Annotated in this window: 19 protein-coding genes and 2 pseudogenes; 7 read left to right on the top strand and 14 right to left on the bottom strand. The window is 41.7% G+C overall.

Annotation, left to right across the window (positions count from 1 at the left end; translation table 11 throughout):
• Positions 1-191: 191 nt before the first annotated feature.
• The 3 genes and pseudogenes from AC0L6R_RS22370 to AC0L6R_RS22360 all read right to left on the bottom strand — a co-directional run bounded on the left by AC0L6R_RS22370 (position 192) and on the right by AC0L6R_RS22360 (position 3,602).
• On the bottom strand, positions 192-941 hold the full coding sequence (locus AC0L6R_RS22370; protein ID WP_473273212.1) for a succinate dehydrogenase/fumarate reductase iron-sulfur subunit: 750 nt from the start codon (positions 939-941) through the stop codon (positions 192-194).
• Between the two features lie 31 nt (positions 942-972).
• Positions 973-2,908, bottom strand: a pseudogene (locus AC0L6R_RS22365) (fumarate reductase/succinate dehydrogenase flavoprotein subunit).
• 13 nt (positions 2,909-2,921) lie between these two features.
• A complete protein-coding gene (locus AC0L6R_RS22360) occupies positions 2,922-3,602 on the bottom strand; it encodes a succinate dehydrogenase cytochrome b subunit (protein WP_283414854.1) in 681 nt (226 codons plus the stop codon).
• A gap of 299 nt (positions 3,603-3,901) precedes the next feature.
• On the opposite strand from AC0L6R_RS22360, the pseudogene AC0L6R_RS22355 reads away from it, so the two are divergent.
• The 5 genes and pseudogenes from AC0L6R_RS22355 to AC0L6R_RS22335 all read left to right on the top strand — a co-directional run bounded on the left by AC0L6R_RS22355 (position 3,902) and on the right by AC0L6R_RS22335 (position 9,052).
• A pseudogene (locus AC0L6R_RS22355) lies at positions 3,902-6,678 on the top strand (T9SS type B sorting domain-containing protein).
• Entirely contained in the window at positions 6,678-7,115 is a 438-nt protein-coding gene (locus AC0L6R_RS22350) for a thiol-disulfide oxidoreductase DCC family protein (RefSeq protein ID WP_283414852.1), read from the top strand. Before AC0L6R_RS22355 ends, AC0L6R_RS22350 begins: the two are co-directional and overlap by 1 nt.
• A 71-nt stretch (positions 7,116-7,186) precedes the next feature.
• On the top strand, positions 7,187-8,062 hold the full coding sequence (fabD, locus tag AC0L6R_RS22345) for an ACP S-malonyltransferase (RefSeq protein ID WP_283414851.1): 876 nt from the start codon (positions 7,187-7,189) through the stop codon (positions 8,060-8,062).
• Positions 8,063-8,287: 225 nt separating this feature from the next.
• On the top strand, positions 8,288-8,842 hold the full coding sequence (locus tag AC0L6R_RS22340) for a DUF2975 domain-containing protein (RefSeq protein ID WP_283414850.1): 555 nt from the start codon (positions 8,288-8,290) through the stop codon (positions 8,840-8,842).
• Between the two features lie 3 nt (positions 8,843-8,845).
• The gene (locus tag AC0L6R_RS22335; protein ID WP_283414849.1) at positions 8,846-9,052 is read left to right on the top strand and encodes a helix-turn-helix domain-containing protein; all 207 of its coding nucleotides are present in this window, start codon (positions 8,846-8,848) and stop codon (positions 9,050-9,052) included.
• 87 nt (positions 9,053-9,139) lie between these two features.
• Here the strand turns inward: AC0L6R_RS22335 and folK are convergent, their stop codons facing one another.
• Positions 9,140-9,628, bottom strand: coding sequence for a 2-amino-4-hydroxy-6-hydroxymethyldihydropteridine diphosphokinase (gene folK / locus AC0L6R_RS22330; protein ID WP_473273211.1), 489 nt, complete (start codon positions 9,626-9,628; stop codon positions 9,140-9,142).
• Between the two features lie 61 nt (positions 9,629-9,689).
• On the opposite strand from folK, the gene sppA reads away from it, so the two are divergent.
• A complete protein-coding gene (sppA, locus tag AC0L6R_RS22325; RefSeq protein WP_473273210.1) occupies positions 9,690-11,459 on the top strand; it encodes a signal peptide peptidase SppA in 1,770 nt (589 codons plus the stop codon).
• A 25-nt stretch (positions 11,460-11,484) separates the two neighbouring features.
• On the opposite strand, the gene AC0L6R_RS22320 is transcribed toward sppA, so the two are convergent.
• On the bottom strand, positions 11,485-12,378 hold the full coding sequence (locus tag AC0L6R_RS22320; RefSeq protein ID WP_473273209.1) for a flavin reductase family protein: 894 nt from the start codon (positions 12,376-12,378) through the stop codon (positions 11,485-11,487).
• Positions 12,379-12,554: 176 nt separating this feature from the next.
• Here AC0L6R_RS22320 and AC0L6R_RS22315 point away from each other — a divergent pair, with 176 nt between their 5' ends.
• Positions 12,555-13,412, top strand: a complete 858-nt coding sequence (locus AC0L6R_RS22315) for an endonuclease/exonuclease/phosphatase family protein (RefSeq protein ID WP_473273208.1) — start codon at positions 12,555-12,557, stop codon at positions 13,410-13,412.
• A 163-nt stretch (positions 13,413-13,575) separates the two neighbouring features.
• On the opposite strand, the gene AC0L6R_RS22310 is transcribed toward AC0L6R_RS22315, so the two are convergent.
• The 9 genes from AC0L6R_RS22310 to AC0L6R_RS22270 all read right to left on the bottom strand — a co-directional run bounded on the left by AC0L6R_RS22310 (position 13,576) and on the right by AC0L6R_RS22270 (position 22,799).
• Entirely contained in the window at positions 13,576-14,775 is a 1,200-nt protein-coding gene (locus tag AC0L6R_RS22310) for a phosphoglycerate kinase (RefSeq protein WP_473273207.1), read from the bottom strand.
• Positions 14,776-14,897: 122 nt separating this feature from the next.
• Entirely contained in the window at positions 14,898-15,863 is a 966-nt protein-coding gene (locus tag AC0L6R_RS22305) for an L-threonylcarbamoyladenylate synthase (protein WP_473273206.1), read from the bottom strand.
• 1 nt (position 15,864) lies between these two features.
• Positions 15,865-16,536, bottom strand: coding sequence for a tetratricopeptide repeat protein (locus AC0L6R_RS22300; RefSeq protein ID WP_339866222.1), 672 nt, complete (start codon positions 16,534-16,536; stop codon positions 15,865-15,867).
• 83 nt (positions 16,537-16,619) lie between these two features.
• Positions 16,620-17,057, bottom strand: coding sequence for an acyl-CoA thioesterase (locus tag AC0L6R_RS22295; protein ID WP_473273205.1), 438 nt, complete (start codon positions 17,055-17,057; stop codon positions 16,620-16,622).
• On the bottom strand, positions 17,057-17,608 hold the full coding sequence (locus AC0L6R_RS22290; RefSeq protein ID WP_283414861.1) for an NUDIX hydrolase: 552 nt from the start codon (positions 17,606-17,608) through the stop codon (positions 17,057-17,059). Before AC0L6R_RS22290 ends, AC0L6R_RS22295 begins: the two co-directional genes overlap by 1 nt.
• The gene (locus AC0L6R_RS22285) at positions 17,601-18,203 is read right to left on the bottom strand and encodes a hypothetical protein (protein ID WP_339865854.1); all 603 of its coding nucleotides are present in this window, start codon (positions 18,201-18,203) and stop codon (positions 17,601-17,603) included. The genes AC0L6R_RS22290 and AC0L6R_RS22285 overlap by 8 nt, the downstream gene beginning before the upstream one ends.
• Positions 18,196-20,118, bottom strand: coding sequence for a RecQ family ATP-dependent DNA helicase (locus AC0L6R_RS22280; RefSeq protein ID WP_473273204.1), 1,923 nt, complete (start codon positions 20,116-20,118; stop codon positions 18,196-18,198). Before AC0L6R_RS22280 ends, AC0L6R_RS22285 begins: the two co-directional genes overlap by 8 nt.
• Positions 20,119-20,892, bottom strand: coding sequence for an enoyl-CoA hydratase/isomerase family protein (locus AC0L6R_RS22275; protein ID WP_473273203.1), 774 nt, complete (start codon positions 20,890-20,892; stop codon positions 20,119-20,121).
• A 62-nt stretch (positions 20,893-20,954) separates the two neighbouring features.
• The gene (locus AC0L6R_RS22270) at positions 20,955-22,799 is read right to left on the bottom strand and encodes a ComEC/Rec2 family competence protein (protein ID WP_473273202.1); all 1,845 of its coding nucleotides are present in this window, start codon (positions 22,797-22,799) and stop codon (positions 20,955-20,957) included.
• Positions 22,800-22,940: the final 141 nt, after the last annotated feature.

Raw genomic sequence — 22,940 nt, 5'->3', positions numbered from 1 at the left:
AAAACCTGACTGACAACCCTCTCATTTATTCCCATTCCAAAGAACTACGGCAGCTTCTTCAGAAACTCAGCAGTTGCGCATATATTTCTATACAGCAGATATACGAAATAGAAAACATTACCAAATGTCCCCAAAACCAAAAAAAGCCGACTATCGCCGGCTTTTTTATTCTTTATGAATTCGTAATTCAATTAGACATTTTCGCTTTTCACTGAAGCAGAGAAATACTCTCTGTTCATTCGAGCGATATTTGTCAGGCTGATTCCTTTAGGACATTCTGCTTCGCAAGCACCTGTGTTGGTACAAGCTCCAAAACCTTGGGCATCCATTTGAGCTACCATCTTCTCTGCTCTGGACATACGTTCCACCTGACCTTGAGGAAGCATTGCCAGCTGAGAGATTTTCGCAGATGTGAATAGCATCGCAGAAGCATTCTTACAGGCTGCCACGCAGGCTCCACATCCAATACAAGTAGCAGAATCGAAAGCCTCATCCGCGATTCTCTTTGGAATAGGTATCTCATTCGCATCAGGAACACCACCGGTGTTCACAAACACATAGCCTCCCGCCTGGATGATTCTATCGAAAGAACCACGGTCGACCACCAAATCCTTCACCACCGGGAATGCCGCAGCTCTCCAAGGCTCGATTGTGATGGTATCTCCATCAGAGAAGGAACGCATGTGAAGCTGACAGGTAGTCGTCTGCTTAGGGCCATGCGGATGACCATTGATATATAAAGAGCACATTCCACAGATACCTTCACGGCAATCGTGATCAAAGTGCACTGGATCTTCTCCTTTGACAGCAAGTTCCTCATTCAAAACATCCATCATCTCTAGGAATGACATGTCAGTGGAAATTCCATCTATAGGATAGGTGACAAATGCGCCTTTATCGCTGGCGTTTTTCTGTCTCCATATTTTTAATGTCAGTTTCATACTAATATAGTTATGAATTAAAGTCTTGAATTTATTTGTAGGATCTCTGAGTCAACTTCACGTTTTCGAACACCAATGGTTCTTTATTTAATTCTTCAGGCGTATTTTCACCTTTGAATGCCCAAGCTGCTACGTAAGCATAGTTCTCATCATCTCTAAGAGCTTCTCCTTCCGGGGTTTGAGATTCTGTTCTGAAGTGACCGCCACAAGACTCATTTCTATTGAGCGCGTCATCAATACATCGATTCTCCCAACTCTAAGAAATCAGCAACTCGGCTAGCTTTCTCCAAGGTCTGGTTCAATTCTTCATTTGCACCTAACACTTTCACATCTTCCCAGAATTCCTTTCTAAGCTCCTGAATCATCCCTTTAGCCTTAGTCAATCCTTCTGCATTTCTAGCCATACCGCAGTATTCCCACATGATATGTCCTAGAGCTTTATGGAAGTGATCTACAGTTTTAGTACCGTTGATAGACAATAGCTTTTGGATGGCATCTTTCACGCCTTTTTCTGCTTTCGCAAATTCAGGATGATTGGTATCCACAGGTGCTGGTCCAATTTGAGCCAAATAATCACCGATAGTATAAGGCACTACAAAGTATCCATCTGCCAGACCTTGCATCAAAGCGGAAGCTCCCAGTCTGTTTGCTCCGTGATCTGAGAAGTTTGCCTCTCCTAGGGAATAAAGCCCAGGAACGGTAGTAGATAGGTTATAATCAACCCAAAGTCCACCCATAGTATAGTGAACCGCTGGATATATTTTCATTGGAGTCTGGTAAGGATTCTCACCGGTGATCTGCTGATACATATCAAACAAGTTGCCGTATCTGGCTCGGATCGCATCCTCGCTGTCACGATTGATAGCATCTCGGAAATCAAGGAAAACTGCCTGACCCGTCTCATTTACGCCGCGACCTTCGTCACAGACGTCTTTCGCATTTCTGGAAGCTACATCACGAGGAACCAAGTTACCAAATGAAGGATACTTTCTCTCCAAGTAGTAATCCCTATCCTCCTCCTTGATATCTCTAGGTTTGATTTCTCCTTTGCGAAGCTTTTGCGCCAGCTCTACAGTCTTTGGCACCCATACACGACCGTCATTTCTCAGTGATTCAGACATCAAGGTCAGCTTGGACTGATGATCTCCGGATACCGGGATACAAGTCGGGTGAATCTGCGTGTAGCAAGGATTGGCGAAGTAAGCTCCTTTTTTGTGAGCTCTCCAAGCCGCCGTTACATTCGATCCCATCGCATTGGTAGATAGGAAAAATACGTTTCCGTAGCCACCAGTACATAGCAAGACCGCATGAGCTGCGTGAGTTTCGATTTTACCAGTAATCAGATTTCTGGTCACTATACCTCTAGCATGTCCATCGATAGTCACGACGTCCATCATTTCGGTACGAGGATAAAGTTTCACTTTACCATTAGCTACCTGACGACTCAATGCAGAATATGCGCCTAAAAGCAACTGCTGTCCCGTTTGGCCCCTAGCATAGAAAGTCCTGGACACCTGCGCTCCACCAAATGAACGGTTGGCTAGCAATCCACCATATTCTCTGGCGAAAGGAACTCCCTGCGCCACACACTGGTCAATGATATTTACAGAAACTTCTGCAAGACGGTACACATTGGATTCACGGGAACGATAATCTCCACCTTTGATGGTATCGTAAAATAGTCTGAATACCGAGTCACCGTCATTTTGATAATTTTTGGCAGCATTGATCCCGCCTTGTGCTGCGATAGAGTGCGCACGACGCGGGCTATCCTGGAAGCAAAATGCTTTCACTTTATAGCCAAGTTCTGCCAAAGAAGCAGCCGCTGAGGCTCCAGCAAGACCGGTACCTACTACGATTACTTCGTATTTTCTTTTGTTTGCTGGGTTTACCAGCTTACTGTTAAACTTATGTTTAGTCCACTTTTCGGCTAAAGGTCCGATTGGGGATTTTGAATCTAGTATCATAGGGGACTATAGATTAGCTCTGTGTGAAATAGATATAAACTGGCATGCTGGCAAAAAGAATTGGCACCAGGATGCAATAGATTTTTCCGATCACCGAGATGGCTGGGGAATATTTCGCATGGTTCAAACCTAGGGTCTGAAATGCACTGGCAAAGCCATGAGAAAGGTGGAAGGCCAAGAAAACCATCGCTACTACGTATCCGATTACCATTAGCTCGTTTTGAAATGCAAAGGTCACAATACTGAAAAGATCTTTGTATTGCTCTCCGTCATAGGTAACCACCGGAAGATCTCCCCAGTGCATCTGAGCCCAAAAGCTTTGCATGTGAACCACGATAAAGATCAGAATGATCGTACCCAAGATGCCCATGTTGCGGGAAGAAACTGTAGTGGATGGCGGAGTGGATACGCCATAGCCAATCGGACGTGCAGATTTATTTCTCTTGGACAGCCATATAGAAAATATAACATGACCAATAATGGAAATATAGGTCAAGTAAGAAAGAAGTTTTACTGCGGGATTCGTCGTCATGAATTTGGCATAAATATTAAATGCCTCACCCCCATCACCCTTGAATAACAGTAAATTACCCGAAACGTGACCTGTCAAAAACAGGATCAGGAAAAGTCCGGTCAGTGCCATGATCAGTTTCCTGCCTATTGTGCTACTCAAGGTTTTTGTAACCCAGCTCATACAATTTTTGCGATTAGATTAAAACGAAATCTTTGATTAATTGTGCCAAATTTACATTTGGAACAACTAGCAAACAATCTATTCAAAAACACTTCTCTTATTTTAATCAGTTCTAAATAGACTTCAACCTTTGAAGAATTTGCTGGATGTATAACTATATGTAGAGATTTAATGTTTGATTTTGCGGGGATTTTCTACTTACTTCTATTTAATTCGTATAGGAACAGAAAGTAAGTTAAAACCTTAGAACAGGATAAATTCGTACATTCTATTTCTCCTTAAAAATGAACTTGACCATTATGAAGCTGAAAATCACCCTTGGACTTTTTTTACTCTTCCTAATTGCGGGAATTTCTGAAGCTTGGGCAACACACATTAGAGCTGGAGAAATCATTGCTGAGCGGGTGTCTGTTCAAAATTTGACTTATAAAATCACAGTAGTTGGATACACCGATACTCGATCTAATGTGATCTTTGGGCCTGGAGAAATTGATTTTGGAGATGGGAGAGTCACTGAATTAAACACGGAAAGTGATATATCTATTGTAACGCCATTAGGGAATCAAATTGAAAAAAATGAATTTATAATAACACATACCTTCCAAGGTCCCGGAACTTATACCATTCGATTTCAGGAATTCAACCGAAATGACAAAACATTAAATATGGATAACTCGGTGGATACGCCTTTTTATGTGGAAACTACCATCACCATTGATCCCTTTATTGGGGTAAATAATTCTCCTGTTTTGACAATTCCTCCAGTGGATAATGGAGCAGTGAATGTGAGATACATCCACAATCCAGGTGCTTACGATCCAGATGGAGATAGCTTGGCTTATGTAATGGATATTCCAAAGCAAGCATTTCAGCGTCCAGTTAACAACTACAGAAGCCCAGCTTCTCCAGAGTTCAGCTTCAATCAAGAAGATGGCACTACCCCAGCGTTTTTAAGATTAGATCCAATAACGGGAGATTTGATTTGGGACGCTCCTGTACCGCGGGACAATTTAATGTGGCATTTAGGATTAACGAATATAGAAAGCTCAACGGAAAATTTGAGCTTATCGGAAGTGTAGTACGGGATATGCAGATCATCATCGAAAACTCAAATAATAGAAGACCTGAGTTGATTTTACCTCCCGACCTGTGCGTGGTAGCTGGGACCAAAATAGAAGAAATTATTCAAGGCCAGGATCCTGATGGAGATCCAATCAAAATTGAAGTCTTCGGAGAGCCTATAGAAATAACCACCTCTCCAGCGATTTACTCCCCAGAGAGTGAATTCCAGCCTACTCCCGGAGTAGTTAATTTCGACTGGCAAACTGTCTGTAATCATGTGCGAGCAAGGGAATATGAAGTCCGTGTAAGAATCACGGACGATCCAAGTTCTGGTCCAGCCTTAGTAGACATTCAAACGTGGCGTATCAAAGTGGTCGGTCCGCCTCCAGTTTTTGATGAAATAGAACAAATGCCTGGTAGAGAAGTAGAGTTGAACTGGGATCCGTACGCCTGTGCCAACTCAGCCAACGAGATGCAGATTTGGAGAAGGATAAACTCTGACCCTTATCTGCCAGATAGCTGTGAAACTGGAATAAGAGCGGGTTATGAACTAATAGGAACTACCACGATGCAAACGCTAGACTTCCTTGATACCAACGGCGGAGAAGGTTTGGCACCTGGAAACACCTATTGCTATAGATTAGTGGCAGCCTACCCAGAACCTAGGCTGGGCGAAAGCATAGTCTCAGATGAGATTTGCGTCACAATCGATGTGGATGTACCTATCATCACCAATGTCAGTGTAGAAGAAACTGACCCTACTGCTGGCGAGATATTTGTAAAATGGACCCCTCCGTATGACATAGACAAAGTACAATTCCCGGGGCCATATAGTTACGAGCTTTTGCGAAGCACAGGATTCACAGGAGATGCAGGACAAGTCTCTTTGGGAATTACATCGGATACGCTATTCACCGATACAGGATTAAATACCCAAAACCTGGTTTACAATTACGAGGTAGTTCTTCTGGATAGAAACACAAAAATCGACACCTCTTCTAAAGCTTCATCCGTTTGGACGGATTTGACCATAATCAATGAGGCAATTGAAGTTAATTGGGAATTCACTGTCCCTTGGAACAATGCTGTAAGCGAGTACAGACATGAGGTATATAGAAATCGAACAGATGCCGCGGCTGCGGATGATGCTACTTTTGTGAAAATAGCTGATGTGGATGTGACATCTGAAGGTTTCAGCTATTTAGATGATGGTAGCTTCAACGGAATTCCGCTTCAGAAAGAATTGGAATACTGCTATTACGTTATTACTAAAGGATCGTATAATGTAGCCGGACTAGTATATCCTCTTGAAAACAAATCTCAAATAGCATGTGCTAAGCCTGATGATAATCGCCTTCCATGTCCACCGGTATTAACTTTCGAAGGACCTGAATGCACTGAATATCTCGCAGAAGTCCCTTGCAATAATGCTACCTATAAGCATGATTTAAGCTGGGCACCTGATTTCACAGGAGATTGTGATGATGAGCTGAGCGGGTATAAACTTTACTTTACGCCTGACGGAGAATCTGGTCAATTTGAATTAGTGGCAGAATTATCTTCTTTAGACCTAGAAACTACTATTTCTAATCTACCGAACTATAGAGGATGTTATTACATCACTGCTGTAGATCGATCAGGAAATGAATCTGAGCCTAGCAATATAGTCTGCGTAGACAACTGCCCAAGCTATAATCTACCAAATGCCTTTACTCCAAATGGAGATGGATTTAATGAAACATTCATGGCTTTTGACAATCCATTTACGCAATGCCCACGGTTTGTTTTGGGAGTTGATATTTTGATAGTCAATCGCTGGGGCGTGGAAGTTTTCTCCTATAATAGCCTGGAAAGCAATGAAAATGACATTTATATCAGATGGGATGGCACAGATAAAAATGGAAATGAGTTGCCGGCTGGAACCTATTATTATTCAGGCAATGTAGTTTTTGACGTTCTCGATCCTGCGAAAAAAGAGCAGACTCTAAAAGGAACGATTCAACTTCTTCGATAATGTCAGCCAAATCCATCATCTTCTTTGATGGAGTATGCAACTTATGTAATACTTCCATTGATTTTGTAATCCAACGCGATAATAAAGATCACTTCTTGGTAGGAGCACTGCAGGAGGATTTGAGTAGGCAAATACTTTCCAAATTTGAGGTTCGAGAAGATTATTTAGACTCAATTGTGCTTTTAGAAAAGGGGGAAATCTATTACAAAAGTACTGCTGCGCTTAAAATCGCAAGAAACCTCTCTGGACTCTGGCCGGCTTTGTATGCTCTTATTTTAATACCCAAATTTCTTCGGGACCCTATCTACGATTGGATTGGAGCAAACCGGTATCGGTGGTTTGGCAAGAAAAACACCTGTAGACTGGCTAGTCCTGAGGAAAAAGCTAAATTCCTGTCCCAAGAAAACCTTGAGCAAACCGGTTTTGCCGGGTTGTAATATCGGGCTTTACTAGCAAACCGACATTTGGGAAAAGACTTATATTTGCCCCGAACAAAAAACACCAATTAATGAAGGCATTTGTTTTTCCGGGCCAAGGCGCCCAATTCCCAGGAATGGGAAAAGCACTTTATGAAGAAAGTACCGAAGCAAAAGAATTATTTGAAAGAGCAAATGAGATCTTGGGTTTCCGCATTACAGACATTATGTTCGACGGAACTGCTGAGGAACTCAAGCAAACTAACGTAACTCAACCTGCTGTATTTCTTCATTCTGTAATTTTAGCCAAAACAACTCCTGATTTTGCACCTGACATGGTAGCAGGTCATTCTTTGGGCGAACTTTCAGCATTAGTAGCCAATGGCACACTTGCTTTTGAAGACGGGCTGAAATTGGTTTACCAAAGAGCCCTTGCCATGCAGGAAGCTTGTGAAATCAACCCATCGACCATGGCTGCTATTTTGGGTCTAGCCGATGAAAAAGTAGAAGAAATCTGCGCGAGCATTTCCGAAGAAGTAGTCGTAGCAGCAAACTATAACTGTCCTGGTCAATTAGTGATTTCCGGTTCGAATAAAGGCATCGAAATCGCATGCGAAAAGATGAAAGAAGCTGGAGCTAAGCGTGCATTACCACTACCTGTAGGGGGAGCATTCCATTCTCCATTGATGGAGCCAGCTCGTGAAAAATTGCAGACAGCTATAGAAGCAACCACTTTCCATACGCCTAGCTGCCCTGTTTACCAAAATGTGAGCACCACGGCAGTTACTGAAATATCAGAAATTAAAGCCAATCTAATAGCACAACTCACTGCTCCTGTAAAATGGACACAATCTGTCCAAAACATGGTTGCAGATGGCGCTACCGAGTTTGTGGAATGCGGTCCGGGAAAAGTACTTCAAGGCCTTGTAAAAAAGATCCATCCTGAAGCTGAAGTTTCAGGTCTTTAACTGCAAACACATCGATTCCATAGCATAAGGGGTCGTAGATTAAAAGTATATACACCAAAGGTTCAAGCTTTCACAGGCTTGAACCTTTTTTTATGACTTTAGTGTACATCGCCTTTGGCGGTAAAACTATCAACGGATTGAAAAATAAATTTCCTTTGATCGCTAATTATTTATTGTTTATCAATAATTTTTTACTGTTATTTACCGAATCAAACGTAAATAAATATGGAAACCAAACTTAATGCGAATAAGACTTTGAAAATCTTGCACGTCATGGCATGGATTTTTTACATCGCTTTGATGGTGGAAGCTGGCGCTATCATCGTCAACACATTTATAACCTTATTTATCAATCCTGAGGGAGCCAAAAATTTCTGGGAGAAAGTGGACTTCACTGCTATTTATAATTTTGACTCTGGACATTTTCTAATTCTTACGCTTGTAATGAGTATTGTTGCAGTACTGAAAATTCTCCTTTTTCATCAAATTATTAAGCTTTTTTCCAATAAGACCCTTTCATTTTCACAGCCTTTCACCTCTGAGCTGAAAAAATTCATGTTGAATTTCACCTATCTGGCATTTGCCATCGGCCTATTTTCAAATTGCGGAGCTAATTTCTACCATTGGCTTACTACCCAGGGTATTCCAGCTATTGATATGAAAAAGCTTCATTTGGAGGGGGGAGATGTGTGGATTTTCATGTCTGTACTATTTTTCATTGCCGTCCAAGTGGTAAAAAAAGGGATTGAAATACAATCCGAAAACGAACTCACTGTCTAGACTATGCCGATTATTGTAAACCTCGACGTCATGATGGCAAAGCGGAAAATGTCATTAAATGAACTTTCGGATAAAGTAGGATTAACCTTATCCAACCTCTCAATTCTAAAAACAGGCAAGGCGAAGGCTATCCGCTTTAGTACCTTGGAAGCCATTTGCCAGGCTCTAGATTGTCAGCCTGGAGATATTTTGGAATTCCTAGAAGACTGATTATGAATATCATACCCCAGATTATCTACTTATGAGCAATTATTTATTGCCCATGAAAAGTGCCTCGGCTACTTTGAACTCAAAACTTTAGAACTCTTTCACTTCACTTTTATCTCTACATTCCTTTAGCATCTGCAGACTACTTTTCCCCGTAATAGGATGAATAAAATCAGGTAAAATCTCAGCTAATGGGATGAGTACAAACTTCCGTTCGGACAAATATGGATGTGGAATTTCCAATTCCGCTGCTTCGATCACTTGACCGCCAAAATAAATAATATCAATATCCATCGTCCGATCTCCCCAGTGTTCGTCCCTTTTCCTTCCAAGAACTATCTCGATTTTCTGAATAAAATTTAAGATTTCAAACGGTGAATATGTCGTTTCAATTTCAACAATTTGATTCAAAAAAGGCCCTTTAGCTACTCCACCCCATGCTTCTGTTTCGTAAATCTTCGACTTCGCTGTCACTTTCCCTAATTCCGAAACAGCCTTTACAGCCGACGCTAGCAGCACATTTCTATCTCCTTTATTCCCTCCTAATATTAATACTGCTTTTTCAAACTTTCTCCGCATAAAATTGCTTTTGTATACATGGCCCAAATTAGGTTATTTTGGGCTTCAAATAATTTAGCTTATGAAATTCTTAGGAAATGTACTGGCGGTAATAGTCGGTCTTTTTGTTTTCAGCATACTGAGTGTGCTTCTTATGTTAGGGCTGATCGGCATCGTCGCCTCTTCAAGTGGAGACAAAGAAGTCACTGTAAGTGAAAATACTGTTTTACACCTGGACCTTAATGGTAGAACTATCGTAGAAAGAACCTCAGAGGATGATTTGGATCTTTCCATGTTTGGAAATCCATTTGGTCAGGAGTTCAGTGCAGGACTTATTAACCTTAAAAAAGCCATTGGCGAAGCAAAAACCAATGATAACATAAAAGGAATTTACCTAAATACTGGTCTTATCATCGCTGGACAAGCCAACTTGCTTGAGCTTCGTGAAGCTTTAGTAGACTTCAAAACTTCAGGTAAATTTATCGTCGCTTATGACGAAGCGTATACTGAAGGTGGTTATTACATTGCTTCTGTTGCCGATGAAATCTACCTTAATCCTCTAGGCGGTATTGACTTCAACGGCTTCTCCTCTGAAGGAATCTTCTTTAAAGGACTTTTTGAAAAAATAGGAGTTCAACCGGAAATATTCCGGGTAGGTGAATTCAAATCTGCAGTAGAGCCATTTATCCTAGAGAAAAGCAGTCCTGAAGCCAGGCTACAAACTCTATCTTTCCTTGATGACATGAATCAATTTGCACTTCATGGCGTCTCTGAGTCTAGAGGAATACCTTACGACAGCTTGAAGAAAATCAACGACATGATGTTGGTTCGAAAGCCTGAAGATGCAGTTTCTTACGGATTAGCAACTGAATTACTTTATATGGACCAAGTACTTTCGAAGATGAAGGAAAAGCTTGGTATCGATGAAGACGATGACATCAAAACGATCAACGTAACTGACTTGAATGCAACTGCGAAATTTAAAAACATCACTTCTTCCAATAGAATTGCTGTAATCATCGCAGAAGGAGAAATCGTAGGTGGAGATGCTGATGGGGTAATCAGCTCCGAAAAGTTTGCAAAAGAAATTCGCAAAGCACGTAAAGACGACAACATCAAGGCAATCGTACTTCGCGTAAACTCCCCAGGAGGTTCAGTAGTAGCATCTGAAGTGATCTGGAGAGAAATGGCAGAAGCTAAAAAATCCAAGCCAGTATATGTTTCTATGGGGGAAGTTGCTGCTTCTGGTGGTTATTATATTTCCGCGCCGGCTGATACTATTGTGGCACAGCCAAATACTATTACAGGATCAATCGGCATTTTCGGCATGATGTTTAACGCCCAAGAACTGCTAAATAAGCATTTAGGAATTACTACAGATGTTGTAAAAACGGGAGAGCTTTCAGATTTCATGAACCCTACCAGACCGATGACCGAAGTAGAACGATCCATCATCCAACGTACCATAGAAGATGGATATGAAACGTTTATTTCCCGCGTTTCTGAAGGTAGAGGAATGTCTACAGAAGCCGTGAAAGAAATTGCTTCAGGAAGAGTTTGGACAGGAAATCAAGCTAAAGAAAGAGGTTTGGTAGATGTACTTGGAGGATTGAATACTACGATTGATCTTGCTGCAGCCAGAATCGGAGCCGCAGATGATTATCACGTAGTGTATTACCCAACTAAAAAACCATGGTTTGAAACAATCATGGAGGATTTAGGGAATAATGTACAAATCAAAATACTTCAGAGTAAGTTGGGATCTAACTATGAACTCATCAAGCAAGTAGAGAAATTGAAATCCTACGAAGGCATTCAAGTAAGAATGCCACAGGAATTCATCATCAAATAAAAAAAAGCGGCTTAAGCCGCTTTTTTTATGTCTTTTGCAACAGGATCAACCAAGCCCTCTCCACATCATCCTCATCTAGTGCCTCCTTGGCCAAAAGATGTAAATGATCCACAAGAGAATCTGGATCATATTTGAATCGAAGTCTCATTTCCTCAATTTCATCGCTTTTTCCAAACTCCGCTATTTCAGCTTCACTTGGAAAAGCTTCAACATTACCAAGTCTACCTAGGTTATTTCCACTTAGGATGGTACTATTTCTAACATCGTCCGGCAGTTGATCAACTCCAATCCCGAGGGTACGCAATGGCTTAGGAATCTGAAAAAGTGAAGCTCCACTGGCTCGACTGTACCAATTACCACCAAGACGCGCTACTGCATCTAACTTGTTTGGATCTATTGCTCCAGCATCATCGAAAATGGCCTCATTTACATGAGCCGCAAGCACTTCACAGATTACAATACTTCCAGCACCTCCACTTTCTCCAAGTGACTTTACCTCATTCACTTTACATTCAAAAGAAACACGGGCTTCTTTGATACGAGGCGGCTTGACTTCATTGGAAGCTACTTGGGTAAATCCTGCTTTTTCAAATTCATTCACACCCTTTTTATACTCAGTGCTGGCGAGCGACATTTGCTCCACCATACCAAAATCAACGATATGGATCACTACTTCAGGCACTTCCAAAATGTTTTCAAGGGTATGCTTAGTGGTATTATCCCTCATTCTTCGTAGAGGAGAAAATATCAAAATCGGAGGCTGGGAACTAACTAAATTAAAAAAGCTAAATGGGCTAAGGTTAACATTTCCGGCCTTATCGATAGTACTGACGAAGGCAATCGGTCTTGGTGCCACAGCGCCCTGCATCAAACTGTAAAATTCTAGGGTACTTAGGTCTTTGGGATAAAGGGTTTTCATGTGTTTTTAATTTGATTTTTAATGGCCACACGCCTGTCCCAATATTTCGGGATGGTCTCTTGCATATTAAGAAATACTCTTCTTTGAAAAGTTTTCTCGATGTTCGATTTCATTTGATGAAATTATGACTCAATTTTAAATACTTAAACCATTTTTCAAGAATAAGTTCTGAATTCATGACAAAAACCCTGATAAGTCTATTAAAAACAAGCCTTTTGTTGCTGACTCTAAACCTAGGAATTAATTCGATTTCCATCGCCCAAACCCACAATTTCGCCACATTCAACATCCGATACGCCAATCCAAACGATGTAGGAAACCTTTGGGAAGATCGTCTTCCGCATGTGGCAAGCTTGATTCAATTTCACCAAATTGAGCTCGTTGGTGTACAAGAGGCATTAAATAACCAACTCATGGATCTGACCAAAGAACTTGGCTATTCATATATTGGGGTGGGCCGCGATGATGGAACTGAGAAAGGTGAATATGCAGCTATTCTTTACGATCCGAAGAAGTTTGAAATGCTGGATCAGGGCACTTTCTGGCTTTCACCAACCCCTGAGAAACCAAGTAAGGGCTGGGATGCTGCGCTGAATAGGATTTGTACTTGGGGTAAATTCAAGGATACGAGCGGAAAAACCTTCTATGTTTTCAACATTCACTACGATCACATCGGTCAGCAGGCACGGGAAGAAAGCAGCAAGTTGGTGATGGCACAAGTGTCTTTGATCAACAAAGAAAATGCACCTGCAATTCTTATGGGAGACTTCAATGTAAAACCTGATAACGCAGCATATTCTACTATCACTTCAAATCCAGACTGGCAAGATGCCAGACTTATTTCTGAAATCCCATCTTATGGCCCAGCAGGCTCATTTACAAGTTTTGACTGGGAGAAAATGCCTGATGGAATCATCGATCACGTGTTTGTAAAAGGTGATATCAAAGTGATTCGTCATGGGATTCTGACTGATAATTATGGAAAAAAATATCCTTCAGATCACTTTCCAGTGTTGGTGGAAGTGGAGTTCTAACATCTCCCCCACTTCGAAATTCAGCATTCATGATTCGCCATTTGGAATTTGAGTGAAATTCTGAATATCCTAAAATATGTATTCGTTGCAGTTTAAAAAGTCAAAAAAAAAGACCTTCGAAGTTTAAAAAACTCCGAAGGTCTGAAATAAATGTCTGAAATTTTTAAGGCTCCAAAGCCGCAACACCTGGAAGCACTTTGCCTTCCATGTGCTCTAGCAATGCTCCACCACCAGTAGACACAAAGGACACATCATCTCCATATCCAAACTTATTAACCGCAGCTGCAGAGTCACCTCCACCGATTAGGGAATAAGCGCCAGCTTTGGTCGCAGCTACTACCGCCTCAGCGACAGCCTTCGTTCCTTTGTCAAACGAATCCATTTCGAAAACGCCCATTGGCCCATTCCAAAGGATAGTCTTTGAATTTGCGATTACTTCAGAGAACAATTCACGGGATTTTGGTCCTATATCCAAGCCCATCCATCCATCAGGAATTTCGCCTTTGTTAGCCATTCCCTGCTCAGCATCATTTGCAAAAGCTTTAGAAATCACTGTATCAACCGGAAGGATAAGATTAACCCCTTTTGCTTTTGCTGTTTCCATTAGCTCAAGAACGAAATCCATTTTATCAGCTTCAAGCAAAGAATCACCGATTGTTCCACCTTGTGCTTTGGCAAAAGTATAGGACATACCACCACCGATGATCAGGTTATCTACTTTGTTCAGCAATTGCTCGATGATCAAAATCTTGTCAGCGATTTTCGCTCCACCCATGATCGCGGTGTATGGTCTTTCAGGATTGCCCAATACTTTGTCTGCATTTTTCAACTCAGAAAGCATTAAGTACCCACAAACTTTATCATTGAAGAATTGAGCAATAACCGCCGTAGATGCATGCGCTCTATGTGCTGTACCGAACGCATCATTCACATAGACATCGCCAAGTCTGGAAAGCTTCTCAGCAAAATCCTTATCCCCTTTTTCTTCTTCCTTGTGGAATCTTAGGTTTTCCAAAAGCAAAACTTCGCCAGGCTTCAAACCTTCTGCAAGCATTTCCGGCTCTTGTCCTATGCAGTCCTGGGCAAATTTTACTTTTCTGTCCAATGCTTTTTCCAAAGCAACTACGATGTGCTTTAAAGAGAATTTATCCTCAGGTCCAGATTTTGGTCTTCCCAAGTGAGACATCAAGATCACAGATCCGCCATCCTTCAATATTTTATTGATCGTTGGAAGTGCAGCTTGAATACGGGTATCGTCAGTTACATTCAGTTGGTCGTCCAAAGGAACATTGAAATCCACTCTCACGAGCGCTTTCTTGCCTTCAAAACTAAGATTATCTACATTTTTGATTCTAGAGTTCATAGTAAGGTTAATAGCTTTTGATTAATTAAATAGATAAAAATCAGGTGTGAATTTATCAAAGATTACGGCAAAAATCGACTTTCCCCTGTGATCAATTTGCGAAGAAGTATCGGAAAGAAGTTTTATCCTTTCGTTGCAGCCCGCTTCAGGCGGTCATTTATAGCTTTTCCCAAGCCTTCCTCAGGCATCAATTCTGCCAAAATCACGGAAGCATTAGACGCATCCAACGTTCGCATCGCAGCAAAGAGATTCGTAGCCGCCTCTTTCAAATCTCCTTTGGTACTTAGAGCAATTTGGCTTCCAGTTGGAATAGCAGGAAAGACCTGAGCTAGAGAAAGTACAGCAAAGTCAATTCCCTGCCTTTTGCGCTCAGCAATCAATTCTTCCAGGTTACCTAATATAAAAGGCTTCGTAGGCGCGTAGTGGCTCTCTAAAAGGCCAGGAGACTGAGGGTTGGAGGAGCTATGACTTTTCACAGTCACTTCCCCCACAATACGTTCAATTTCCGAAATTTCTAACCCCCCAAGCCGATAAACCACAATTTCGTTTTCTTCCATTCCTACTATAGTACTCTCCAAGCCTACCCTGCATTTTCCTCCATCCAAAATATAAGAAATCCTTTCTCCCAACTGAGCATCCACGTGCTGTGGGGAAGTAGGACTAATGTATCCAAAAGGGTTTGCACTTGGCGCAGCTAGAGGGAAATCTAACTGAGAGAGTAATTCTAAAGTCAAGGAATGATCAGGTACACGAATTGCAACTCGTTCCAAACCTGAAGTAACTATGTCAGGAATAGTATTTTTTCTCGGGAGAAGCAAAGTCAAAGGACCTGGCCAGAATTGCTCGGCAAGTTTTCGGAGCGGATCAGGAATGTCAATTACATAGTTCTCTGCTACGTCAAGAGAAGGAATATGAACAATCAAGGGGTCAAAACTTGGGCGGTTTTTCGTCTCAAAAATCGATGCTACAGCCACAGGATTCAGCGCATTTCCTGCCAAACCATAGACGGTCTCGGTAGGAATAGCAACTAACTCACCCGCATCAAGGACTCTTTTTGCTTGCGATATGTCCTGCCCAATTACTGCCATCTTATTCGCAGAAATCGTCTATCCAAGTTTTAGCTTCAGTGTATCCAAGTTGAAGAGCCATCTTTAGATCTGCACATCCTTCTTCTTTTTCAGATTCTCCCAAAGCGGACATTCTTGTCACGCCAAGTAAGTAATAGGCAGCGCCATTTTTCCCATCCAAATTGATCGCATCAGTTAAGGCTTTCATTGCATTTCCTGGATCATTATTTCCTAAAAGTGCTTTTCCACGATTGAAGTGAACAAGTGCTTGGTTTGGCTCTACTTTAAGTGCTTGGTCAAAATCGAGTAGTGCATCTTCGTATTCCTCCAAGCCTAACAAAGCCAGTCCACGGTTGTAGTAAATATCTGTTTGAGATGGATCAAGCAAAGTAGCCATGTTGTAATCAGACACTGCATTTTTAAAGTTCTCCAGTTTCAAATTGGCATTTCCACGGTTGAACCATGCCTTATAGCTAGCGGAATCCGCCTGAATTGAAGCTGTAAAAACAGGAACTGCTTCTTCAAATTTTTCTTCCTGAAAAAGTGCTGCTCCTTTTGCATTCAGGGCCAGTGCATTTTCCGGATTGATCTCAAGCGCTCGGTCAAAAAGCGTAATTGCTCCACTCCAATTTTGAGCATCCATTTGAAGGATTCCCTCTTGTACCAATTCCTCTTCACTTGGGCTACAGCCCATCAATCCTGCCAATAGCAAGGTAATTATCCAAAGTTTTTTCACGGCTTAAATTTTGCGCAAAGATAAGGATTGCGTCTTTGAAATCAGGAATTGGACTGAAGTTTTGCCCTATAGTTTTCTGGAAGCGGCATGGGCTTCATCGAATTCATGTCTACAGAGACCAGTATGCATTTACTCTTTGCAAATGTATAATGCTCTCCAGTCTTCGTTTCTCCCACCAAATATTGCTCTAAATCAAAGGAGGAATTTCCAATTCTACTGCATTTCACCAAGGCTTTGAGGGTATCATCTACATGAATAGGCCGGAAATAATCCATTTCAATTCGGCCGACCACACAGCCTACTTTCATAATATCCCATTGACAAACCTGCTCCAAGAAAACCGCTCTGGCATGTTCGAAGTAATTGAAATATATCCCATTATTGACATGCATGTAGCCGTCAATGTCTGAGAATCTAATCTGAATAGGTAAGGAAAATGTGATCTCGCGCTCTAACTGCGCAGGGTCAAACTTAATCATCAAAGAAGAATTTCTGATTTACTGGTTTTCTCAAGCATTCGTAGAATAGATGGATTGTAACCGATCACATCCTGAACTGAGTCAAATGCTACCCAAGCCAAAGAAATACTCTCATCGCTTTTAATCAACGGCTCATACAAGTCTGCCTCCAAAATATAGCGCACATCGTAGTGAAAGTGCTCAGGTACATGTGGACGTTCTGGAATAATATGCTTATCCAAGTCAAAAATCGTTTTGTCCACAAACTCCAGACTCTTCAATCCACTTTCCTCCTCAGCTTCCTTCATGGCTACTTCCAGTAAATCCTCATTTCCATCCGCATGCCCACCTAGCTGAAGCCATCTGCCAAGTTTGCGGTGAAGTGTAAGCAAAGTATGCGTACGCTTGCGGTTCACTATCCAAGCAGAAGCTGTGAAATGGCCTTCTAAACGGGCTCTTTCATAAGCAAGCGGGTCTTCGGTCAAATCCAAAAAACATTGAATAAAACTCGCCTCTTCCTCATACGGTGTCCGATATCTGCCTAGTTGCTCTTTTAATGTAATTCTATCCATCATTTGTTGCTTCAAATATGTGATCAAGAAATTGATCGAAAGGTTCTGGATCCTGGTATAGCCTATCCGAATAAAACGTCGCTAGCACCTTGAGGTAATTGGGCTGGTTATTTACGGTGATTTTCTCTATAGCAATATTGCCAAATAACTGAGAAATCAACTCATTCTTGCCAAGTGCTTTGAGCGGAGGTTTGAAATAATACTTATCAGTGATTTTCACCTGCTCGTTTATTTCTTCCATTTTCCTATCCAAACTCACTTGCCTATATCCCAAAGCTAGAACACGCTGCGCAAAAGCCAAGAAAAGCAAGGAAAATGTTTGCTCATCTAATGGATCATCATAAGTTATGGCAAAACCTCTAGCGTACTTAGAATCCAAAATATGAATCTGCGGGCGCTCTTCGATCTGGATAGTTTTGAAATGATACGACTTGGCAATCCTGGCTATCAACTCTTTACCTTCATTAGAGTCCATCCATTTTCTCGCATCTTCGATCTCCAACTCCTTGTGCACAATATTTTCCTTGTGCGTCATAGGAGTCCTTTCCGAAGACTTAAATACTTTGTTGAATAAATCGTCAAGAAAATTACTCATGAGTTGAAATTACATAGTTGCCAGACCTCGCTTGTGTAATATATCCCTGATCTTGCAAAATGCGCAATACACGAAGATTTTTTTGAGAGGCAGGAAGCCTAATACGTTCAAAGATCTCCTTCTCAGACAACTCGCCAGTGCTGCTTAAAGTTTCCAGAATTTTATTTACAAGCTTATTCTCAGCCTTTTCCGGGTCATTTGCCTTACGGTTTGCGATGCAAACATCACACACTCCGCATTCATGATCTGTGCTTTCACCAAAGTATTCCTGAATGAATTGTGTCCGACAAAGTTCATTTTGCTGACCATACGCAACCATGCTTTTAGCCTTTTCCAAAGTCAATGCTCTTCGAAGTTCTATTCGTTTGAAATTTAGCGGCAATTTCCCGGCGTCATAACGTGGCGTCAAAAAGGTAATCTGAGGCTTATCCTTGCGCTGATCATACACCATCACCTCCAATTGCTCCAATTGCTTCAGTGATTTGATCACCTCACTTTCATAAAGATTCAGTGACTTGGCAAGTTTAGCTTCCTGGATTTTGATGTATTCGGAAAAGACATTCCCACCGTAGGTCCGCATGATGATTTTTACCACAGGATCCAGCTTTGCGTAAGCAATCTGAATCTCATACAAGCGGGATGGATCCACTGTGAAATGAATTTTAGAGGGAGAATAATAGCTTTCACTCAAACCTATAAAACCTTCCTCTTCCAATAATTTCAGTGCATAAAAAGTCTCCAAAACCCCCAGTTCATAGGTATTCGCAAACTCACTCCACTCAAAATCATAACTGCTCAGCATATTGCTACCAACAGCAATCCGGTAATAATTAGCGAGGCACTGGTAAACCCTTTTTACAAAATCAAGTGGAGGATAAACCAAGGCAGCACGTTTGAGTATAGTCTCGAAATCCTGATTATTAACCAGTAAAACCCCATATGCTTTCGCTTCATCTCGACCTGCCCTGCCAGCTTCCTGGTAGTAATTCTCTACATTTTCCGGCAAATCGCTATGAATAACCACCCGGACATCTGGCTTGTCAATCCCCATCCCAAATGCATTGGTACTGACCATCACACGCACTTCATTATTCATCCAAGCTTCTTGACGCTTCGCACGATCCAGCATGGACAAGCCAGCATGATAAGCTAAAGCAGAGATCCCTAATTGGCTCAATGCCTTCGCAATTTGATGTGTCCCTTGTCTATTTCTCACATACCAGATCGCAGTCCCTTCGATTCTGCTGAGTATTTCCAGCCCTTTTTCTAGTTTGTTTTCTACTAGGCGAACCGAGTAACTAAGGTTTTTCCTGGCAAAACTTTGATGGAATTCTGCCGGCTTTTTCATCTCCAGCTTCTCTATGATATCCGCACAAACCTGCGGAGTAGCCGAAGCTGTCAGTGCCAAAACCGGGACTTTCGGGTGATAAGGTCGTATCAGAGCAATCTCCAAATATGGCGGGCGGAAATCATACCCCCATTGGGAAATACAATGTGCCTCATCCACTGCGATCAGATTGATTTTCATTTGCCGAAAACGCTCCACAAAGAGTTCCGCCTTCAATCGTTCGGGAGATACGTATAGGAATTTGTAGTCTCCATAGATGCAATTATCCAGTGTACGGTCAATCTCCCGATAACTCATCCCAGAATAAATCGCTGCTGCCTTAATCCCTTTCGCCTTTAACCCATCCACCTGATCTTTCATTAAGGCTATCAGCGGACTCACAACAAGGCAAATTCCATCCTGCGTCAGCGCTGGAATCTGATAGCAAAGTGACTTTCCTCCTCCTGTTGGCAAAAGCGCGAGTGTATCCTTTCCAGTCAGAACTGACTCGATAATTTCTTTCTGGACAGGCCGAAAATCAGCGTGACCAAATACTTGATGGAGGATTTCTGTAGCCCGATTCAGCATTTACCAAACTGGCGTATTTTTAGTTAAGAAAGCAGCAATACCTTTCTTGCAGTCCTCATGAGCTCGAGCTTTGGCGTTAGTTTCAGCAGCTAGCTCCAGAGATTTATTTCTGCTTTCTTGGTTTAGCTCCCGCAAAAGAGATTTGGTTTTGCCCATTGCGTAAGCGGAATTTTGAGAAATAAGCTTAGTAGCGAATTCCATCACGTATTTCCCCAAAAACTCTGCTGGCTCCACTCCTGTAATCAAACCGAGTTCTGCAGCTTTGCTGGCAGTAATAAACTCTCCGGAAAGTAATAGTTCCTGGGTTTTGGCAGCACCAATTTGCTCTTGCAAAAAGACAGAAACCAATGCTGGCACAAAGCCAATGCGCACTTCAGTATATCCGAAAAGCGCATCCGGCACAGCAAAAGCAAAATCACAAACAGTCGCCAGACCACAACCTCCAGCCAAGGCATGGCCTTGTACCTCTGCTATCACGATTTTGGGAAGACAGTAAATCAAATTAAACAAGTCCATCAATCTACGGCTATCTTCCAGATTTTCTTCATAGGAGAAATCTTGCAGCTGCTGCAAATAGGCCAAATCTGCACCAGCACAGAATGCTTTTCCAGTAGATCGAAGCACAATGATTTTCACCTTCTCGTTGGCATTCATTTCTTCGAAAGCTTGATGAAGTCCCGCAATCAGCGCTGGACTAAGGGCATTTCGCTTTTCTGGCCTATTCAGGGTAATAATTCCTATTTTATCAGTGATCTCTGTAAGTACAGCGCTCATTTGTATTGCAATTTGGGTTTGGGATCAAGTTAGTTTCAATAGCATGCATTGCAAAATCAAACTCAGAAAAGTATTCGGTACGCTAAGGAATCAACCACTAACATGTCTTTAGTCTGCATCGCCACCCACTTACCTTCTGACCAACTATAAATTAATTTTGGAGGAGCTAGAAACCAAAGCTTTTTATGTGTTGGATCAAAGGTAAAACCGGCGCTAATGAATTCTAGTTTCCCAGAATCTAGCTCCTGTGCGATTAATGAAGTTGGAAATTGAGCTAATTGATTATGAATTCGATAGGGCTCCACAGAATAGCTGATCTCTCCTCCGTCCAAACCTTGATTCCAGGAATAAGTTTCTCCAGAAACAGAAAAATCAAGCAACTGAGATTTCTTGCCTTGATAAATCATCAGTTCTCTGGAAGGTTTTTGAAGTTCGGAATAGAATCGAAAACCAGCCCACAAAAATAAAATGCTCAAACCTATCCAAGTCAATTTTCTTTTCGAACCAAACTCCCACGCCGCAATAATCAGAAGCATTCCCCACACCACAAGCATTCCGGCAAAATCAATGGTAAGCCTATCTAATTTCCCTCCGGGAATCACTCGTATAGCTTCAGCAATCCAATTTTGAAGCCAGATCAACCAGCTTAAAACCCAACCTAACACTTCACCTAATAAAGGAATCCATCCAAGCATCATCAACGGAACACCGACTTGCATGATCACAAAAGCTAGCGGAAGTATCAGGAGATTACCTAGCAAAAAGTAAGTTGGGAAGACATGAAAGTAATAAATAGAAAGAGGAAAAGTCACCAACTGTGCAGCTACACTCACAGAAGTGAGTTGCCAGATATATTCCAAAACTTTATGCCTCGGCAACCATAGATTCAAAATCAAAGGCTGAATCATCACTATGCCTAGCACTGCTAGATACGAAAGCTGAAATCCAACTTCATAGATCACATTAGGATTTATAGTAATCATCAGGATCGCCGAAAAAGCAAGAATATTGTAAATCGAAGGAGGCCGCTCACGCATCTGACCGAAGGTTAGCAACGAAAACATGGTAGCAGCTCGAACCACCGATGGCGACAATCCAGTCAGGAAGGCATATAGCCAGATTATGAGAATGACGACAAGAAGATATAACCTAGCCCTTTCCTGCTTCAATTTGAGAGGCTTGAGAATCAAAATAAACAGGGCGTAAATAATCCCAACATGAAGTCCTGAAACTGCCAAAATATGCATCACACCAGCTTGAGTGTAGGCTTCTTTAATTGTTGGATCTAGCTCCTTTTTTTGCCCCAAGAGCAAGGCTAGAGCAATTTGAGCAGAATTCTCATCGGGAATTTTGGATTTGAGCATCTCGCCGATTCCGTGTCTCAAACGCACCAAAAAGTAGTCAAAAACGCTAATCCTAGCTGAATCAACTACCTGATAGTTCTTGCCTAAAAACTGGCGAAAGTGAATCCCCTGCCTCTCCAAATACTGTCTATAATCAAACTCTAAGGGGTTGAGCGGAGAAGGGATTTGCTCCGGTTTTTTCTTGACCAGAAGAACCTGCCCCGGCTCAAGTCCTTGCTCATTTTGGTGATAAATCAAGACTTTAACTTGAGCATCCTTCCATACCCCGTCGACTAAAATCGATTTGACCGCCAACAGGTTTTCAAATGAATTAGGTTTCTGCTGATCGTATAACGTCACCTCAGCGAGATAGCTGCCTGAATGAAGTATCTCTGTATTGAAATCAGTTTGAGCCAGCCTATTTTGAACCAGTAAAGCACCAAATACTAGTAAGGCTACATAAGCTAAATAACTGGACTGAAATTTAGACTTACCCTTTTCTAGCTTTACCATCACAATCAAATATCCTAACCATAGCAGGCTAAGAGCGAGAGCCAGTGACATTAAACTGGGTGACCAATTTGATTGGCCAATAAAAACCCCTATCAAAATGAATGGCAGGTACCGTAAAAATGGAAAGTCAGCAAATCTCATCTTCAAAAAATTAAAGAATTAATTTACTTTATTTTTTTGAAAAATACAGAA

It is taken from the genome of Algoriphagus sp. 10J20-15 (assembly GCF_055809615.1).
The sequence above is the reverse complement of the archived record's forward strand: the minus strand, read 5'-3'. Positions and strand labels throughout refer to the sequence as shown.

What these genes read in the sequence shown, in the direction of transcription:
- AC0L6R_RS22370 (WP_473273212.1), bottom strand. Translation starts at nt 941, where the DNA reads ATGAAACTGACATTAAAAATATGGAGACAGAAAAACGCCAGCGATAAA.
- AC0L6R_RS22360 (WP_283414854.1), bottom strand. Translation starts at nt 3,602, where the DNA reads ATGAGCTGGGTTACAAAAACCTTGAGTAGCACAATAGGCAGGAAACTG.
- AC0L6R_RS22350 (WP_283414852.1), top strand. Translation starts at nt 6,678, where the DNA reads ATGTCAGCCAAATCCATCATCTTCTTTGATGGAGTATGCAACTTATGT.
- fabD (WP_283414851.1), top strand. Translation starts at nt 7,187, where the DNA reads ATGAAGGCATTTGTTTTTCCGGGCCAAGGCGCCCAATTCCCAGGAATG.
- AC0L6R_RS22340 (WP_283414850.1), top strand. Translation starts at nt 8,288, where the DNA reads ATGGAAACCAAACTTAATGCGAATAAGACTTTGAAAATCTTGCACGTC.
- AC0L6R_RS22335 (WP_283414849.1), top strand. Translation starts at nt 8,846, where the DNA reads ATGCCGATTATTGTAAACCTCGACGTCATGATGGCAAAGCGGAAAATG.
- folK (WP_473273211.1), bottom strand. Translation starts at nt 9,628, where the DNA reads ATGCGGAGAAAGTTTGAAAAAGCAGTATTAATATTAGGAGGGAATAAA.
- sppA (WP_473273210.1), top strand. Translation starts at nt 9,690, where the DNA reads ATGAAATTCTTAGGAAATGTACTGGCGGTAATAGTCGGTCTTTTTGTT.
- AC0L6R_RS22320 (WP_473273209.1), bottom strand. Translation starts at nt 12,378, where the DNA reads ATGAAAACCCTTTATCCCAAAGACCTAAGTACCCTAGAATTTTACAGT.
- AC0L6R_RS22315 (WP_473273208.1), top strand. Translation starts at nt 12,555, where the DNA reads ATGACAAAAACCCTGATAAGTCTATTAAAAACAAGCCTTTTGTTGCTG.
- AC0L6R_RS22310 (WP_473273207.1), bottom strand. Translation starts at nt 14,775, where the DNA reads ATGAACTCTAGAATCAAAAATGTAGATAATCTTAGTTTTGAAGGCAAG.
- AC0L6R_RS22305 (WP_473273206.1), bottom strand. Translation starts at nt 15,863, where the DNA reads ATGGCAGTAATTGGGCAGGACATATCGCAAGCAAAAAGAGTCCTTGAT.
- AC0L6R_RS22300 (WP_339866222.1), bottom strand. Translation starts at nt 16,536, where the DNA reads ATGGGCTGTAGCCCAAGTGAAGAGGAATTGGTACAAGAGGGAATCCTT.
- AC0L6R_RS22295 (WP_473273205.1), bottom strand. Translation starts at nt 17,057, where the DNA reads ATGATTAAGTTTGACCCTGCGCAGTTAGAGCGCGAGATCACATTTTCC.
- AC0L6R_RS22290 (WP_283414861.1), bottom strand. Translation starts at nt 17,608, where the DNA reads ATGGATAGAATTACATTAAAAGAGCAACTAGGCAGATATCGGACACCG.
- AC0L6R_RS22285 (WP_339865854.1), bottom strand. Translation starts at nt 18,203, where the DNA reads ATGAGTAATTTTCTTGACGATTTATTCAACAAAGTATTTAAGTCTTCG.
- AC0L6R_RS22280 (WP_473273204.1), bottom strand. Translation starts at nt 20,118, where the DNA reads ATGCTGAATCGGGCTACAGAAATCCTCCATCAAGTATTTGGTCACGCT.
- AC0L6R_RS22275 (WP_473273203.1), bottom strand. Translation starts at nt 20,892, where the DNA reads ATGAGCGCTGTACTTACAGAGATCACTGATAAAATAGGAATTATTACC.
- AC0L6R_RS22270 (WP_473273202.1), bottom strand. Translation starts at nt 22,799, where the DNA reads ATGTCACTGGCTCTCGCTCTTAGCCTGCTATGGTTAGGATATTTGATT.